Source organism: Natrarchaeobius chitinivorans (genome assembly GCF_003841505.1).
Lineage (GTDB): Archaea > Halobacteriota > Halobacteria > Halobacteriales > Natrialbaceae > Natrarchaeobius > Natrarchaeobius chitinivorans.
On record NZ_REGA01000010.1, the window covers coordinates 1 to 17,105 of the forward strand.

Genomic DNA, 17,105 nt, shown 5'->3' on the forward strand with positions numbered 1-17,105 from the left:
CACAACGACCTCGCGCGGAAAGAGGGGGCGGAGGTGCTGGTCGACCGATTCGAACTCGAGAACGAGGAAATCCCGGACGACCACGAGGAGGGCCACTGGGTCGGTCCGTTCGTCTACGAGATCGCGTACGACACCGACCTGCGCTGCCTGAAAGAGGAGTGTTTCGGCCCCCACGTCGCCTTGCTCGAGTACGACGGCGACGTCGAACGCGCCCTCGAGATCCACAACGACACCCCCTACGGACTCGCGGGTGCGATCATCTCCGAGAACTACCGCCAGATCAACCAGTTCCGTGATCACGCCGAACTGGGGCTGGCGTACGCGAACCTGCCGTGTATCGGCGCGGAGGTCCAGTTACCGTTCGGCGGGGTCAAGAAATCGGGCAACGGCTACCCGAGCGCTCGAGAGGCGATCGAAGCCGTCACCGAGCGAACCGCCTGGACGATGAACAACTCCACAGAGATCGAGATGGCCCAGGGACTGTCCGCCGACATCGTCACTCGAGAGGAGTAGGACGGACTCCATTCCGATTTGCCGGCCCGGCCGGTCTTCGGTCGCTCCGAAGCTGCCTGACGGCAGACGTCCGAACCGAACCTCACGGCTCCGAACCTCATACAGCCGATCACCGGTTCTCCCGATCGATTACTCACGTGACGCCGAGCCACGACTGGCGACGTCGTCACCAGTTGTCGCGTTCTTTTCGTCGACCGTCGTGGCTGTTCGATAGCTCGCGCTGTTTCGGTATCGAAAGCTACGCCGGAGGGTGGTGGTTCACGTCTGCGAACTGCGAGAAACTGACGACGCGGCGTCCGGTGGTACGACCCTCGACCGCGTGTCGGGAAAGCCCGTACCGATCTACCGGTTCAACCGCAAGCCGTCTGCGGTCGGTCCGGCAGTGCAGAAAAGTCCGTATCAGTCGTCGGACTCGATTTCGGCGGCGTCGCTGCCGTCGGCGAACAGATCCGTACTCTCTCCGTCGTCGATCGGTTCGCTCTCCCAGTACTCGTGGCTCTGGTCGTACTCGCGGAAACAGGCGACCCTGTGTTCGTCGTCGCTTGCGTGTTCGTCGAGCGACGGCTGCTGGCGTGCGCAGGCTTCGCGCGCTTCGGGACACCGGGTGTGGAACCGACACCCGCTCGGCGGATCGACGGGATCCGGAATGTCGATGCTACTGATCGGTGGTTCCTCGACGTCCTGGTCGACCTCGAGGTCGGCCGTCGACCACTTCAACACCTTCGTGTACGGGTGTTTCGGGTTCGCGATGATCTCCTCTGCTGGCCCGATCTCGACGATTTCGCCGAGATACATCACGCCGATTCGACCGCCGGCGTTCCCCGCGAAGTACCGTGCGTTCGAGAGGTTGTGGGAGATAAACAGGTACGACGTGTCGAAGACGTCCTGAAGCTCGAGCATCAGGTCCATCACTTCGACGCGCAGGGAGACGTCGAGCGCGCTGACAGCTTCATCGGCCAGGATGAGATCGGGGTTCATCAACAGTGCGCGAATCAACGCGACGCGCTGTTGTTCGCCGCCCGAGAGCTGATGGGGGTATCGACCGGCGTAATCTTCCGGTGGCGACATTCCCACGTACTCGAGCATACTGAACACCCGTTCTTTACGGTCTTCGGCGTCCATTCCCGTGTTCCAGTGTTTGAGTGGAGCCTCGAGACTCGCCTGCACCTTGCGGTTCGGGTTCAGCGAACCGCCGGGATCCTGGTGGACCATCTGGAGCGATCGGCGAATCGCTTCGAACGGCGTCTCGACGTCACCGACGCCGTCTTTTGCGTCCCAGACGTCCTGCTCTCGATACGTCACGGAGCCGCCGGTGGGACGCTGAGCCGCGATCGAGGTTTTCCCGAGCGTCGTCTTCCCACAGCCGCTCTCGCCGACGAGCGCGACGACGTCGTTTTCGTAGACGTCGAGGGACACGTCGTCGACGGCGTGGACGAGGTCGGGGTCGTCGAAGATCGAGAGCAATCCGCCGTCGGCTTCCTGTTCGAAGTGGACGTCGACGTCTGTAAGCGAGACGACCGGATCGGCGGACTGTTTCCCGACGATCTCTGCGTGTTCTGTCTCTCCATCGGTCGTCAGCGAGAGGACGTCGCTGGCTTGCTCCCAGTGGAAACACGCGGCGACGTGGTCGTCGCTGTCGTCGACCGCGTGATAGGCCGGGTTAGACGCGCGACAGACGTCGTCGGCGAGCGGACAGCGCGGGTGGTACGAACAGCCCTCCGGAACGTCGACCGGATCCGGGGCCATCCCCTCGATCGGTTGCATCTCCTGTAGCGGTGTATCCAGATTTGGAACCGCTTTCAGCAGCGACCGCGTGTACGGATGGGTCGGGTTCCGAATAATCTCGTCGGCAGGTCCGACCTCCGCGAACTCGAATGCGTACATCACGGCGAGTCTGTCCGCGAGCCCGGCGACCAGCGGCAGGTCGTGGGTGATGAAGACGACCGTCAGATCGTACTTCTCCTGGAGGTCGTTCAACAGGCTGAGAATCGACCGCTGCATCAACAGGTCCAGCGCGGCCGTCGGCTCGTCCATTACCAACACGTTCGGCTCGAGTACCAGCGACAGCGCGATCAGCGCGCGCTGTTGCATGCCGCCGGAGAGTTCGTGGGGGTAGGCGTCGAGGACCCGGTCGGGCTCGAGGTACAGGTCCTCCAGCAACTCGCGGGCGTGTGCCATCCCCTGGGCCATGTCGTAGTTGTGTGCTTCGATGGTCTCCTCGAAGTGATCCCGGATCGTCGTCGTCGGGTTGAACGAACTCTGGGCCCCCTGGAACACCATCGAGATCTCTTCCCATCGCAGTTCGCGCAGCTGTTCGGGCGAGAGATCGAGGACGTCGACCGATCGGTCCGGATCGGGGTGGTAGGTGATATCTCCCGAAAGCGTCCCCGGATCGACGACGGCGTCGAGCAGCGCCGAGGCGAACATCGATTTCCCGCTTCCCGATTCGCCGACGACGCCGAGAATTTCGTTTCGCTGTACGTCGAGATTCACCTGATCGAGGACGCGCGATTCGCCCCGATCCATGTCGAACGTGACGGACGCGTCGCGCATCTCGAGGATGGGGTCGTCGACCTGGATCGCCGATACGTCTGCTTTCGTTGCCTCCGACCTGCCCGTGAAACTGTTATCAGACATAATTTACCCCTGAATGTGTGTCGAGACCTTTCCGCTGTTTTCGTCGGCGTCGTCGCTCGAGTTCGCTCCGGCGTTGTTCTCGTGGCGAGCCCGAACGCGTGGGTTGAACAACCGGTCCGTCCCCTGTGCGAACAGGATGAACCCGAACGAGAGGAGGACGATCGCCGCCATCGGGACGAGCAGCCAGTGGGCGGCTCTGAGCGTATACAGCGCGCCCCCGGTCGTGTACGCGAGGTTCATCATCACGCCCCAGTTGTGGTTCGTAAACGGCAGAATACCGAGGAAGTAAAGCCCCACGGAGGTGAACACGACCGTCCGGGCCGAGTTCACGAAGTTGACGAGGATGTACGGCATCAACCCGGGAACGATGTCTTTGACCAGAATCGTCCGGGTCGGCAGCCCCATCAGGCGCGAGGCTTCGACGAACGATTCCTCTCGCATCGTCAGCACCTGCGACCGGATCGCTCGAGCGAGTCCCGCCCACGCGTTGAGTGTGAGGATGATTCCGATAACCCACGGCTCCCGTGGCTCGAGAATCACGGCGATGACGATCACCAGCGGGAGTCCGGGGATCGTCAGCAGGATGTCGGTAAACATCATCAACAGCTTGTCGGTTCGTCCTCCTTTGTAGCCGGAGAACGTGCCGACGATGGTCGCCATCACGGTCGTAAACAACGCCCCTGCGACGATCATCTCGAGCATCGGCGGCGTCGCGTGAACGACCTGAGCGAAGAGGTCGTTGCCCATACTGTCGGTTCCGAGCGGATACGACGGGTCGGTAAACGGGGGGATGAGCCGTTCGCCCTCTCCGATTTGGGGGGCGTCGACCAGCCACACGCCGACGGTCCCCATCAGGACGTACAGGAGCATGATGAGCGTGCCGACGCGAGCGCGCCAGTCGCTCCACAGGATCCGTGCGGGGACGAGGATCCACTCGTCGATAGTCGCCCGGATCCGTTCACCTCTGGTTACCTCGCTCGAGGAGACGGTTTCGAACGGAACGTCGTCGGGCGTTCTATCGTCGGCTGTCATCGTCTCCACCTCGTCGCTGATCCGTCGCCAGCAGCGATCTCAGTACGACTCACGATTACCTCCTTGTCCAGCACGTGGATCGATCTTTCCATATGTGAGGTCGGCGACGAAGATTCCGAGGACGACCGCGATAGTGATGATGAGAAACGCACCCATCATCAGCGGATAGTCCGACGCGGAGATAGCGCGGAACATGTAGTAGCCGACGCCGGGGTACGCGAAAATCTCTTCCATGATGATCGAGCCGCCGAACATGAAGCCGATGGAGATCATCATTCCGGTGTACATCGGCAAGATCGCGTTCCGTCCGACGTACTGCAGCGCGATTTCACTCGGCGGGATTCCGCGAAGTCGGGCGACGCGAATGTAGTCCTCGCCGAGGACGCGGATACTGTTCCCTCGCATCGTAAGCGCCTGAATTCCGAACCCGGTTACGACGAACGACGCGATCGGTAACGCGGCGTGATAGATCGCACTCGCGATGAACCCGAGGTTGAGCCCGACCGTGACGTCGCCACCGACGAGCCCGCCGATGGGGAACCAGTCTAGCTGGTAGCCGAGTGCGTACACGAGTATAATCGCCAGCACGTAGTACGGGATGGAATTCAGGAATATCGAAATCAGTGTCAGGCCGACGTCGAATCGACTTCCTTCGACGTACGCGGTGAGCGCACCGAGGGAGATGCCGATACCGAAAGTCAGGACGAGCGAGACCGACATGACGAACACCGTCCACGGAACCGCCGCCGCCATGATTTCGGAGACGGGGGTGCTGTAGTACATCGAGGTACCCAGATCACCCTGGGCGACCGAGGTGATGTAGTTGAAGTACTGAACGTACAGCGGTTCGTCCGGTCTGACGTTCGTGTACGCCTCGACCAGCGTGTTTATCTGTTCCATATCGACGGAGCCGCTTTGCTGGGCGAGTTGCGAACGGACGTAGGAGGTCGGTCCGCCGGGAATTTGTCTGATGAGGACGAACGTGATCGTAATGACTGCGAAGACGGTAAAGATGGCCTGCGCAGTTCGTTGGACGTAGTAGCTATTTATCATATATTTCCCATCTGTCTTCTGTGACCACACGAAAACGCCGGATCATGTGTCCCTCAGAGACGACCGCGTGGCCAGCCGCGCAGGAACAGCTCTTCGTGAGCCGTCTCCATTTTCTGGTCGTACGCCTCGAGGTCGAGCCACTCCCAGTCGGACGTGTTGATGAACGCCTGGCCGTATCGGGACCAGATCGGGATCTGTGGCACCGTCTGGTTGTACACCCACGCGAGCTCTCTGGTTATCTCCTGGACTCGCTCGTCGTCACCCGCCGTCGAGAGTTCGTCGAGACGGTCGATGACGTCGATCGATTCGACGTCGCCGCTCGTCTCTCCGACCGGCATCGGCACGTCGACGGTGTCGGGATGGTTCGTCGTCTGGAAGTCCCGGGGTGCGTCGTAGAAGGGCTTTTGATACATGACGTACGGCGTCATCCCGCCGCCCCAGTAGCCGGTGCCGACGTCGTAGTCGCCGTCCCAGAGGTCGTCGAAGAACGTCGTCGACTCCTGGGTGATGACCTCCACGTCGATCCCGAAGTCGGTGAGTTGCTCCTCGATCGACTGTCCGGCTCGCACGAACTCCGAAAAGCTGCTGATGACCTTGAAGTCCATCGAGAGCGGTTCGCCGGAACTGTCGACCCACATGTCGTTCGAATCGCGTTCGTAGCCTGCTGACTCGAGCTCCGCTGCGGCTTCGTCCGTGCGCTGCTCGTCGTAGCCGTAGTCGGTCAGCGTTCCGATGAACTCGTCGTCGAGGAACGCCTCGACACCGATGTTGATGCCGTGGAGGTCCTGCTGTGGCTCGCGGAGCCGGCCCCACTCCCCTTCGACGTACCCACCGGCCTGCGTCGCGGCGTCCCGATCGAGTGCGTACGCAATCGCACGGCGGACGGGCGGATCTCGCCACACCTCGTGGTCGTAGTTGAACGTCACTGCCAGGTGGATGAGGAAGATGTTCTGGAACATCTTGTCGAACGTGTCCGTCTCCAGGATCTCCTCTGCCGTTTCCTGGGGCGTCCCGCCGGCCATCATGTCAACTCGCTCGCTGAGTGCCGACTGCCACGAGGCACCTTGATCCGCGTGCGGGAGGACCTGGAGACCGTCGATGTCGATCTCGTCGGCGAGTGGATGTCCGTCGTGTGGTCGGTAGATAAACTCCTGCTGGCTACGCTCTTCGAGCGCATACGGTGAGGTCCCGACGGGCTCCTCGAGGTTCCAGCCGGCGAGATCGCCGACGATCTCGTTGATTTCGTCCTCGGTCGTCGCGTCTTCGACCTGCTCGAGCCACTCCGCGTAGATGTCCCGTTTGGTATCGAGGTTGATCGCCGTGAGTTCGTGGGTGAAAACCGAGGGGTTGACGTCCTGGCTGAGCGTGAACTCGACTGCATCACCCGTATCTTCGATCGAGTCGATGTACTGATCGATCGCGTTCCCGAACGCCATGTCGAGCCGAAGCTTGGTGTAGATGTCCTCCGACGTGATGGCATCGCCGTCGTGCCATGTCCGATCGGTCGGCGGCGTCACCGTCACTGTTGCGCCTTCGACCGGCTCGTCGATGGTCCAGTCGCCGATCGCTCTTGGCATCCACGATTCCACGCCGTCGTCGATGAACCGTCTCGTTTCGAAAGCGGCGAAGTCCTCGAATATACCAAGCCCGTGGAACGTCTCGATGTTGTACGGGTTAAACTGCAGGTTCATGGGATCCGCTGTCCCGACCCAGCCGGAGATTCCGAACAGGTCTTCGTCATCGCCTCCACCGTTCCCTCCCTGATCTGGCGCTCCAGCTTCCCCGTTTTCGTCGAAGTCCGAACACCCGGCGATTCCCACAGCACCTGCGACACCCGTAGCCTGAACGAAGCGGCGACGCGAGATCGCTTTCGCTCGCTTCTCGTTCCGATTGCTGCCTGTTGACCTAGTAAACCGCATGGCTCCTGATTGATAATACACCATTATAAATATAGGGGGTACCAGAAATATCCGACTCGAGTCCCCGTCGCAAGGGGAAACGTTCGTTCGAACCGCGAGCGACCGTTTGCGCGATCAAATCACTCCCCGATACTACATCGCTTCCACGAATGGCACGGCTCACTGCCGGTTTCGTTCTCTTTTGCAGTCGATCTGCGGTTACCGTCTTCGCAGTTTCCGTCTTCGACTCTCGCTTCGTTGCGTCTGCACGGGCGAATCAACTAGATCACATCAAATTACCGTCAACAATTGGTGGTTACTAAATGTATAAGCGTCCAGGTAGGCGTAGTGATCGACGTGTGTCTATGGAGACTGTACTAGTCACTGGAGCCTGCGGCCAGATCGGTTCCGAACTGACCGCGACGCTGCGCGAACGATATCCCGGGGTGACCGTCGTGTCGAGCGACGTCAGGTCCGATTCGACTCTCGCCCAGCCGTACGAACGTCTCGACGTAACCGACCAATCTCGTCTCGAGTCGGTTATCCGCGAGTACGACGTCGACACGGTGTTTCACCTGGCGGCGATCCTCTCGGCGACCGGAGAAGACGATCCTCAGACCGCCTTCGACGTCAACGCCGGCGGTCTGTACGCCGTCCTCGAGGCCGGACGCAGGGAGAACGTCGACCAGGTAATCGTTCCGAGTTCGATCGCCGTCTTTGGCCCACAGACACCTGCCAACCCGGGGGAGAAGACGGTCCTGTCGCCATCGACGATGTACGGCATCACGAAAGTGTTGACCGAGCGGCTAGGTGAGTACTACGCCAGTCGGTACGGCCTCGACGTCCGGGGGCTTCGCCTTCCCGGATTGATCAGCTACGAAACGCCGCCAGGCGGCGGGACGACCGACTACGCGGTCGACGCGTTTTACGCCGCAGCGGCCGGGGAGGAATACACCTGTTTCGTCCGCCCGGACACCAGACTGCCGATGATGTACATGCCCGACGCCATTTCGGCGCTGATCGACCTCGCGACGGCCGACGAGGCGGACCTCCGATATCGGTGTGAGTACAACGTCTCCGCGCTGAGCTTTACCGCCCGCGAACTCGTCGATCGCATCGAAGACCGGGTTCCCGAGTTCGAGGCGTACTTCGACCCGGACGACCGCCAGCGAATCGCGGACTCCTGGCCCGACGCCGTCGACGACTCCGCAGCCCGGGCCGACTGGGGATGGGAGCCCGAGTATGGCCTCGAGGCCGTCGTCGACGACATGCTCGCGAACCTTTGATGATGAGCGAGCCGGACCGAAACCTCCTGTTTCGGCAACCCAGATCGATCCGCCGACCCGGGGATTCATGTCGGTACGGCGAGAGCCCTCGACTAACGCACCGAACTGAGACCGGACGAACATTCCCACCAGACAGATGACCCAGAACACAGACTACCTCCGTGAGAAGTACAGAGAGATGGACGACCGCGGCGAGACGTGGCCGCTCAATCAGCTGGAGACGGCGACGCAGGCCCGACCGACCGTCGAGGGACGGGAGGTGATCATGCTGGCCTCGAACAACTACCTCGACCTCGCGAACGATCCGCGACTGCAGGAAGCCGCGATCGATGCGATCGAGCGCTTCGGCGTGGGTGCCGGTTCGGACTGGTCGATCGCGGGCTACACCATCCTGCAAGACGAGTTACACGAGACGATCGCGTCGTTCAAAGGCACCGAAGCCGGCCTCTCGTATCAGACCGGATTCGCCGTCAACGCGGGGCTGTTACCGCAGCTTCTCGAGGCCGGTGACGTCTACGTCTCGGACGAACTCAACCACGGCAGTATCATCGACGGAATCAGACTCTCGCCGGCGGACTCGCTGGTCTACGACCACTCCGATATGGCCGACCTCGAGGACACGCTGCGGACCGCCCGGGAGGAGTACGAGCGGATCATCGTCGTCACCGACGGCGTGTTCTCCATGGACGGCGACGTGGCGAAACTCGACGAGATTCAGACGCTGGCCGAGGAGTACGACGCGATGACCTACGTCGACGACTGCCACGGCGAAGGCGTCCTCGGCGAGGGACACGGCATCACCGCCGAGTTCGGCCTCGAGGACGACGTGGACTTCCAGATGGGGAGTTTCTCGAAGGCCTGTGGCGGGTTCGGCGGGATGTTGGCCGGCGACCAGCACGTGATCGACTTCGCGTACAACACCTCGCGGACCTGGCTGTTGAGCGCGGGCTACCCACCAGCGATCGCCGCGGCGAACAAACGCGCCCTCGAGATCGTCGACGACGAACCCAGCCGGGTGCGGGAACTGTGGGAGAAACGCGACTACTTCGCCTCGGAACTCGAGTCGATCGGGTTCGATACCGGGAACAGCGAGACGCCGATCGTGCCGGCGATGGTCGGGGAGAGTACGGCGGCACAGAAACTGGCCGAGCGGCTGTTCGAGGAAGGGGTGTTCGCACTGGCGATCGTCTATCCGATGGTGGCGCGGGGCAAAGCGCGGATTCGCAATCAGATCAACGTCGGGCTGACCGACGAGGATCTGAACGAGGCGCTTCGGGTGTACGAGGACGTTGGCCGAGAACTCGACCTCGTCTAACGCCGTCCCATCACTGTCACGATTGCAGCGATAGTAGCCGCCTGGTGGCGCACAATAGGCAATACGCTCGCTCTTTCTCGCGAACGCACTCTTATCGGCCGTAGGCGCCTCGACGGCGGCGACCGAAAATCGACTCGAGTCGTCGCCCGTCACGCAGCGCAGTCGCTCGTCGTTCCGACCGCGTTCGGTCGGTCGCGGGGTCGTCTCATACGGATTGCCGTCACTGTGTACCGGCGCAACCGGGCACAGTCTCGCGGTCGCTCCGGTAACGACTGCCAGTCCGTATCAGTTCCAGTCGTCGTCGATCGCTGCGGGACGTTCGAAGTCGTAGTTGTCGTCGATGTGGATGACCTCGCTCGTCTCGACGGCGGCTTCTGCGGCCAGCGAGATTGCATCTGCACATTTCGCGTCCTCGACCGTTGCCGGCGGTTCTGCTTTCCCCTGGAGACATCTGAGGAATCGTTTCGCCTGGATCAGATCGGCCCCGCCGTGTCCGCCGCCGGGGCTCTCGACGTTGATCCGGCTCCGTGAATCCTGGCGATACAGGTCGATCGTCGCCTGTTGGCTTGTCACGCTGTTGCTGTCCGTCGTTCCGTCGGGCGACCGAAGGATCCCTTCGGACCCTTTGAACTCGTACAGCCGCGTCCGCTGTCGGAACGGCGTGTACATACAGAGATCGAGGATCGCTTTCGTTCCGTCATCGTACTCGACGAGGACGTTCCCGTGGTCGAGCACGTCGCTGTCCTCGTCGAAGACGTGTTGTCCGCCGAACGCGGCGACCCGGCGCGGATCGGACTCCGCGAACCAGTTGAACAGATCGAAGTCGTGACAGTTCTTATCGAGCAGCGTGCCGCCGCTTACCTCCTTCGAGAAGGAGTACTTCGCGTGGAAGTGGCCGCGACTCTCGATGCAGGTGATCGTTCCGAGGTCGCCGATCGACCCCTCGGACACCATCTCTTTGAGCTTCATGTAAAACGGCGCGGAGCGAAGGTTAAACGCGACGTAGTAGAGTGCGTCCGACGATTCGACCGCCTCGATGATCCGATCGTGTTCCTCGAGCGTGATCGCGATCGGCTTCTCACAGAGGACGTTGACGTCCGCTTCCAGCAGCCTGATGCTTTGCTCTGCGTGGACGTCGTTCGGACTCGAGACGACGACGCCGTCGTACTCGCCCTCGAGGAACGAGTCGAAGTCGTTGTACGTCTCCGGTTCGTCACCGTGTTCACGACAGCGCTCGACGGCGTCGGCTCGAGCGTCCGAGTCAGGATCGAAAACTCCCGTTATCGACACGTCGAGATCCGAGACGTCCTCGACCCACGACGGATTCGATTCGGCGTGGTCGTCGTACGTCCACTGTGGGTACTCGATCGCGTTATCGCAGTCGAAGTAGTTCCACTCCGAGACCGTATACAGGCTCGAGAGGTGCGATGCAGCGCGAAACCCGGCACCGACTAGTCCGATGCTGAACGTTTCTGGCACGAATGAGGGTAGACAGTCCTGGTATTAATATATTCCTCCCGCGACAATATGGCCACGGTCGACCGGTGGGCCTCTCCTGAAGTCCGACTCGAACGCCGCCTTTGGGTTAGGGCCGCTCGTCGTCTCTCGTCAGTCGAACCTTTGAGCGTCCCAAAGGACAGGGGTAGACCCCTTTTTGACACACGAGCGACGGTTGGACGGCCGCGTACGGCGGTTCGAACCCCTACCCGGCCGTGACAGTACGATGGTTCGTCGTTCGAACGCCCGTCGAGCGTGCCCGAACCCAGGTACGTGAGCCGTATCGGCTGGTTCGCTCGATCGATTGCCGGCCCGGACGCATTGCGTCTCGATGGGGTGGTCAGACCGCCAGGGATACCGATTACTATCCTGAATTATCGGCAGAAATTGAATTTGAAGAGCTCAAATCTATCTTGGCTGGTGAAAAAGGACCGGTCGATCGGGTCGTGGGCCCCGCTGGAGTGCGCTGCCGACTGTTTCACACCATCGAAACGTGTGATCCCCTCTCGAGGAACGCGCCCTCGAGATATCGAGGACAGGTCGACTGGGGGAGTCGCCGAATGTACTGGACACCCAATCGGCTGATTGTGGTGGAATTCGCCTCGTTGGAGCCTGTACGCCTCTGGTACTGCCGGACGGCCGTGTGGTAGGGGTTGGCGTAACCGGTATCGTGGATCGGCAGAATCCGGTCGCAGATCGGCGGTCGGTGACTCCAACAGTCCCCCTGAGTGGGACCGAGTCGACTCCGTGAGGGCGTCGTCGAACCGATCGCTCGTCGCGTCACACGAGCGGTCGACGGGCCGAAGTGGATCGGGACGGTTCGATACTGGCGATCGGTCTCGAGCGATCTATCCCTGATCGCCGCCCACCTCGACGCGAGGGGGTCGTGGGTCCGGTGCATCTGTCCCCCTGCTTTCGTTTTGGAACGCCGCTTCGGCCACGACGAGGCGGACGAAGCGGAATCACCTGGGGAAACAGTTACAAATGAAAACCAGTGGAATTTGACTGTTTCAAATTGTGGCGAGAACTCGAATCTACGCGGCTGATACCGTCGATAGGAACGGCGTGTCGAAGTCTGTGACCTGCCGATACCTGGTCGTGTGTCGCCTGTTGCGTGTCGCCCGCTCGGTCCGTGCCTCACACGGTTTGCTATAAATCATTACCGGCGCACCCGCGATCCGGGCGACGGGTGCGCCGGTACACAGTTACAGTAACCCGTATCAGTCACCGTGCCGGCGGCGTTCGTGGACGAGTGCAACTGGAAGTGCGCCGCCTGTGTGCCAGCCAGCACGCCACACAATTACGCCGGTACGAGTGTAAAAGGATGCTTACTCGTGCCTTCCCAGCGACTGACCGGGATTCGAGCATTACGAACGTTACTCGAGGGGATACTCGTCCTGTCCGCCGGCGTACTCCATGTTGATCTCGATTTCGTTTACCGTCTCGATCAGGAGTTCGGCGATGTCGGACTCCATCTCTTCCGGTTGCAGCCGTGCGACAGGGGCTGAGATGCTGATCGCCCCCAGTGCGTACCCCGACTGATCGGTGATCGCTGCCCCGACCGCGTTGAGACCGACTACCGACTCCTCTTCGTTAAATGCAACCCCTCGCCGGCGTGTTTTTTCGAGCTCTTCGAACAGTTCGTCCGGGTCGGTTATCGTCTGATCGGTGATCTCGGGGAGTCCGTGGACCTCGATTATTCGTTCGACCTCTTCTCGAGGCCGGTTGGCGAGGATGGACTTTCCAGCGGCGTGCTGGTGCAGATACGTCAACTGCCCCGGTCGAGCGTACGTCTGGACCGGACTGGTGCCGGACTCGCCGTACAGGTGGACGCCACGGCCGTTCTGTTCGACGATACACCACGCTTTCTCGCCGGTTTTCTCGGCCAGATCGGCGACTCGATCGCAGGTGTAGCGGTATATCGGGTTGGCGTTTCGCGTCGCGATTCCAACGTCCAGAAACCTGAGCCCGACGCGATACTGAGCGCCGTCGCGGACGACCCACCCCTGTTCCGTGAGCGTCATCAGGTGGCGGTGGACGGTGCTCTTCGCCAGGTCGAGTTCCGAGGCGAGCTCCGTGACGGTCGCTTCTGTCAGATCGCGGAGCGTGAGAACGATCTCGAACGCGGTCTGGACCGTCTTTACCGGCCGGGTTGGCGCGTCGTGATCCATACCCCTGCTCGTGGCTCCACCGACAAAAGGTTGTTCGAAGCGCTCGAACGACACTCGACGACCGACGACCTGGACTCCGACGAGTTCGATCGACAGAACAATTACGGATCGGAGTGACAGTAGTATCTGCCCACTTACGACAGGTGAGGGGCGCTGATCAGTATGAAAACCGCCGAGAAAATCGTCTCCGAACTGGAGGAGTTGAACGTATCTCACGTCTTTGGCTATCCGGGTGGTCGGGCAATCGAGCTGTTTACCCACCTGTCCGACAGCGACATTACGGTCGTTCGCCCGAGAGACGAACGAGAAGCCAGCGTCATGGCCGAGATGTACGGCCGGTTGCGCCGGGAACCGGGCGTACTCACCGGACAGGGGCCGTGGATCGGGAGCCTGGGAGCGATCGGACAGATGGAAGCCCGACTGGGGTCTTCGCCCATGGTCGTCCTCACCGAGGCGAGCGAACGCGGCGAGTACTCGACGCTCGCACCGTACCAGCAGGCCCGGGGCGACTACGGTGGACTCGAGTTGCCGAAGATCCTCGATGCGATCACGAAAGAACACTGGTTCCCTCGAACGCCGACGGAAACCGTACGGAGCTTGCAACTGGCGTTCAAACACGCGACAGCCACCAGGTCCGGACCGACGGCGGTCATCTTCGACGGGGACGCGATCACCGACGAGTTCGACGACGACTCGATTCCGGGGGTCTGGGACTCTGATCGGCAGGTCAGAAACTGGACCGCACAGCCGAGCGAGACGGACGTCGACCGAGCGGCGGATCGACTCGCCGACGCGGACCGCCCGGTCATCGTCGCCGGAAACGGCGTCCACAGCGCTCGAGCGTACGACGAACTCGAGGTGGTCGCTGACGAGTACGGCTGCGTCGTCACGACGTCGTATCTGGGTAAGTCGACGATTCCGGAGATCCACGAGCGGGCGGCCGGAGTGATCGGATCGTTCGGTCACGAGGGCGCAAACCGGGCGGTGTCGGAGGCGGACGTGTTGCTCGTCGTCGGCTGTCGACTCAATCCGATGGACACCAACTGGCAGGCGGAGTCGTTCATTCGGCCGGACGAGCAGACGATCATCCACGCGGATATCAAATCCGAGAACGCCGGCTGGGTGTATCCGGCCGATGTCGGCCTGATCGGCGACGCGGCCGAGTCGCTTTCGGCTCTCTCCCGCCGGGCACCGGACGGGGACGGTTCGTCTCACGAGTGGAGTCTGTCCCGTGCGGCGGACGCACGCGAGTGCTTCCACTCGTCGGTCGGATCGGAGACCGACAGCCCGATCCCGCCACAGCGGGCCGTCGAGGCGATCGAGGCGCACATGGACGCGGAGACGATCGTGACCGCCGACTCCGGAAACAACCGGTTCTGGCTGTTGAACTACGCCCAGACGACCGCGACCGGGACGTACTTCGGGAGCGGCGGCGTCGGCGCGATGGGCTGGTCGGTCCCCGCGGCCGTCTCCGCCTCGCTGATCACCGACGACCGCGTGATCGGCGTCACCGGCGACGGCGGGTTCGCGATGACGATGACCGCCCTCGAGACGGCCGTCGATCACGGCGTCAGTCCGGCTATCGTCGTTCTCAACGATCGGAGTCTCGGAATGGTTCGCCAGATGCAGTCGGAGGGATCACCGATCGACGGGGTCGAGTTCCGGGATACCGACTTCGTCACCGTCGCAGAGGGACTCGGCGCGAACGCGACGCGGGTCGAAACGGCGGCGGCGCTGCAGACGGCGATCGGCGACGCCTTCGAGGCGGACCGTCCCACCGTGATCGATGCGCGTATCGACCGCGACGAGGAGATGGAGGAGACGCTTCAGTCGTCGTTCTACGCGTCGGTTGGCGGTCTACACGAGTGACTACGCGACCTGAGAGTATTCGTCGATCCACTCCTTCAGGGTCAGCCCCATCGCGGCCTCGGTGATCGCGTTGGAACTGGCGCTGTTTGCGCTTTTGACCAGTTCGGCCTCGAGCGTTCGGACCGGTACTTCGCCGTGGTAGTGTGGAATCGCCCGCTGGACGGCGAGCGGACAGCCCACCTCGTGTGCGAGCGCGTAGCCGCTTATCGAGTGTGGGACGTCCGAGGAGACGTACGTGGGATCTGGCTCCTCGAGGAGGTCGTCGTCGACGTGGGTGGGGTACTCGTAGCATTTGCCCACGTCGTGAAGCAACGCCGCGGCGACGATCACGTCTCGATCGGGCTCCGCCCCGTGGAACCCCTGTTGGACGTCGGCGGCGTCGAGTGCGATCTGGGTAACTCCTCTGACGTGCTCGACGTTCGATACCTCGTGGATATTCCAGGCGTAGGGAATGTCCTCGATGTCGTGCCACCCTCCACGCTCGAGGCCGAGCGACCAGGCCTCGATCACCTGTTCGCGCAGTTCGACATCCGAAATCTCCTCGAGTTCGGGCAACGCGTCGCGAATCTGTGTCACGTATTCAGTCTCAGTCATCGTCGGATCAGCTCCCTCGTTCGATTCCGAACGATTCCGGGCGCTGGTTCGATGGATGGGGACGAGCGTCAAATACGTTCTCATCTCGCTGACGCTGATCCGTCACCGTGTTCCCAGCTGACTCTCGGAAATAGTTAATTATTAATACCCGAATCTACAATAGTCGCGAGAGGATATGAGTCGAAAGAGCACGATTTCTCGGCGGGAAGCAGTGCAGGGGATGGCTGGCCTCGGATTGCTCGGACTGGCAGGATGTCTCGGAGACGACGACGAGACTGACGTCCGGGTCGGAATGGGGACCGGTGGCACCTCAGAAGAGATGACCCAGGCGCTCCAGCGCGTCGTCGACTCCGAGTCGGAGTCCGCCCGGATCATCACCCAGGGTACCTCCGGCGATCCGGAGAACGTCAGACTCTACAACGACGGCGATATCGACGCACACACCGGCAACAACTCGAGTATCATCGCCGCGATGAACGACGAGGAACCGTTCGCAGAGGAGCCGGTCGACGAGGTCGCACCTCAGGGCTTTCTCCTCCACACGTTCCACTTCCACTGGCTCGCAGTCGAAGGAAGCGGAATCGAAACGACGGACGACCTCGCCGGCCGAGACGTCTGGCCGTTGCAACCCGACTGGGGGATCCGACAACTCGCCCAGGACGTCCACGAGAACGCCGGCATGTGGGAGGACCTGGAGGGATCGACGGTCGACATCGACGCAGGTGACGTCGCCGGCGCGATCGAAGAGGGACGCGTCGAGGCGTTTATCGGATACGGCGCGAACTTCACCGGGCTCCCGGGCTGGCTGACCGAGGTCGACGCTCGAGCGGACGTCTACGCCGTGGAGACGACCGACACGCTCCGTGATGGCATCGACGCGACCGAGGGAATGTCCGCGAACGAAATCGACGTCTACGGCTACGACCAGGACGTCGGTACCGATACGCTCGTGACCTGGGACGAACCCGGTCAGCTGTGGATCAGCGAGGACGTCGACGACGACGTCGCGTACGAACTGGCGCGGGTCAGTCACGAATACGTCGACGAGATCAGGGAGGGACAGGCCGATTATCCGGACCACTCCGATATCGACATCATGACCTCGGGGTACATGTCGGACGTGCCGGTTCACGCCGGTGTGGCCGACTTCCTCGAGGACAACGACGCTTGGGACGACAGCTGGGACCGGTCGTCGTAACCCCTAGCGATTCGGACGGGACAGCGCCGAATCAGAACGTAT

12 protein-coding genes are annotated in these 17,105 nt (G+C 61.8%); 5 read left to right on the plus strand and 7 right to left on the minus strand.

Annotation, left to right across the window (positions count from 1 at the left end; all coding sequences use genetic code 11):
- The coding region (locus EA473_RS12075) for an aldehyde dehydrogenase family protein (RefSeq protein ID WP_124195916.1) at nucleotides 1-513 on the plus strand (513 nt) is incomplete at its 5' end.
- 399 nt (nucleotides 514-912) lie between these two features.
- Here the strand turns inward: EA473_RS12075 and EA473_RS12080 are convergent.
- Genes EA473_RS12080 through EA473_RS12095 form a run of 4 tightly spaced genes read right to left on the minus strand, consistent with a single transcriptional unit; the run spans nucleotide 913 to nucleotide 7,154 of the window.
- On the minus strand, nucleotides 913-3,150 hold the full coding sequence (locus EA473_RS12080; protein WP_124195917.1) for an ABC transporter ATP-binding protein: 2,238 nt from the start codon (nucleotides 3,148-3,150) through the stop codon (nucleotides 913-915).
- Between the two features lie 3 nt (nucleotides 3,151-3,153).
- Nucleotides 3,154-4,182: an ABC transporter permease gene (locus EA473_RS12085; protein ID WP_124195918.1), complete on the minus strand. Its 1,029-nt coding sequence runs from the start codon at nucleotides 4,180-4,182 to the stop codon at nucleotides 3,154-3,156.
- A gap of 39 nt (nucleotides 4,183-4,221) precedes the next feature.
- Entirely contained in the window at nucleotides 4,222-5,235 is a 1,014-nt protein-coding gene (locus EA473_RS12090; RefSeq protein ID WP_124195919.1) for an ABC transporter permease, read from the minus strand.
- Nucleotides 5,236-5,288: 53 nt separating this feature from the next.
- Nucleotides 5,289-7,154: an ABC transporter substrate-binding protein gene (locus EA473_RS12095; protein WP_165875273.1), complete on the minus strand. Its 1,866-nt coding sequence runs from the start codon at nucleotides 7,152-7,154 to the stop codon at nucleotides 5,289-5,291.
- A 344-nt stretch (nucleotides 7,155-7,498) separates the two neighbouring features.
- Between EA473_RS12095 and EA473_RS12100 the strand changes: the two genes are divergently transcribed.
- Nucleotides 7,499-8,419, plus strand: a complete 921-nt coding sequence (locus EA473_RS12100; protein ID WP_124195921.1) for an NAD-dependent epimerase/dehydratase family protein — start codon at nucleotides 7,499-7,501, stop codon at nucleotides 8,417-8,419.
- Nucleotides 8,420-8,555: 136 nt separating this feature from the next.
- Nucleotides 8,556-9,734: an aminotransferase class I/II-fold pyridoxal phosphate-dependent enzyme gene (locus EA473_RS12105; RefSeq protein ID WP_124195922.1), complete on the plus strand. Its 1,179-nt coding sequence runs from the start codon at nucleotides 8,556-8,558 to the stop codon at nucleotides 9,732-9,734.
- 285 nt (nucleotides 9,735-10,019) lie between these two features.
- On the opposite strand, the gene EA473_RS12110 is transcribed toward EA473_RS12105, so the two are convergent.
- Both EA473_RS12110 and EA473_RS12115 read right to left on the minus strand, forming a co-directional pair.
- Entirely contained in the window at nucleotides 10,020-11,213 is a 1,194-nt protein-coding gene (locus EA473_RS12110) for a Gfo/Idh/MocA family protein (protein WP_124195923.1), read from the minus strand.
- Nucleotides 11,214-12,607: 1,394 nt separating this feature from the next.
- Entirely contained in the window at nucleotides 12,608-13,402 is a 795-nt protein-coding gene (locus EA473_RS12115; protein ID WP_124195924.1) for an IclR family transcriptional regulator, read from the minus strand.
- A 162-nt stretch (nucleotides 13,403-13,564) separates the two neighbouring features.
- Here EA473_RS12115 and EA473_RS12120 point away from each other — a divergent pair, with 162 nt between their 5' ends.
- A complete protein-coding gene (locus EA473_RS12120; protein WP_124195925.1) occupies nucleotides 13,565-15,271 on the plus strand; it encodes a thiamine pyrophosphate-binding protein in 1,707 nt (568 codons plus the stop codon).
- On the opposite strand, the gene EA473_RS12125 is transcribed toward EA473_RS12120, so the two are convergent.
- The gene (locus EA473_RS12125) at nucleotides 15,272-15,865 is read right to left on the minus strand and encodes an HD domain-containing protein (RefSeq protein WP_124195926.1); all 594 of its coding nucleotides are present in this window, start codon (nucleotides 15,863-15,865) and stop codon (nucleotides 15,272-15,274) included.
- 175 nt (nucleotides 15,866-16,040) lie between these two features.
- Between EA473_RS12125 and EA473_RS12130 the strand changes: the two genes are divergently transcribed.
- Nucleotides 16,041-17,063 carry a TAXI family TRAP transporter solute-binding subunit gene (locus EA473_RS12130; RefSeq protein ID WP_243645244.1) on the plus strand — a complete coding sequence of 341 codons (1,023 nt, stop codon included), beginning with the start codon at nucleotides 16,041-16,043 and terminating at the stop codon, nucleotides 17,061-17,063.
- The last annotated feature ends 42 nt before the right edge of the window (nucleotides 17,064-17,105 follow it).

Excerpts from the sequence above, each read along its gene's own strand:
- EA473_RS12080 (WP_124195917.1), bottom strand. The coding sequence starts at position 3,150 with ATGTCTGATAACAGTTTCACGGGCAGGTCGGAGGCAACGAAAGCAGAC.
- EA473_RS12085 (WP_124195918.1), bottom strand. The coding sequence starts at position 4,182 with ATGACAGCCGACGATAGAACGCCCGACGACGTTCCGTTCGAAACCGTC.
- EA473_RS12090 (WP_124195919.1), bottom strand. The coding sequence starts at position 5,235 with ATGATAAATAGCTACTACGTCCAACGAACTGCGCAGGCCATCTTTACC.
- EA473_RS12095 (WP_165875273.1), bottom strand. The coding sequence starts at position 7,154 with ATGCGGTTTACTAGGTCAACAGGCAGCAATCGGAACGAGAAGCGAGCG.
- EA473_RS12100 (WP_124195921.1), top strand. The coding sequence starts at position 7,499 with ATGGAGACTGTACTAGTCACTGGAGCCTGCGGCCAGATCGGTTCCGAA.
- EA473_RS12105 (WP_124195922.1), top strand. The coding sequence starts at position 8,556 with ATGACCCAGAACACAGACTACCTCCGTGAGAAGTACAGAGAGATGGAC.
- EA473_RS12115 (WP_124195924.1), bottom strand. The coding sequence starts at position 13,402 with ATGGATCACGACGCGCCAACCCGGCCGGTAAAGACGGTCCAGACCGCG.
- EA473_RS12120 (WP_124195925.1), top strand. The coding sequence starts at position 13,565 with ATGAAAACCGCCGAGAAAATCGTCTCCGAACTGGAGGAGTTGAACGTA.
- EA473_RS12125 (WP_124195926.1), bottom strand. The coding sequence starts at position 15,865 with ATGACTGAGACTGAATACGTGACACAGATTCGCGACGCGTTGCCCGAA.
- EA473_RS12130 (WP_243645244.1), top strand. The coding sequence starts at position 16,041 with ATGAGTCGAAAGAGCACGATTTCTCGGCGGGAAGCAGTGCAGGGGATG.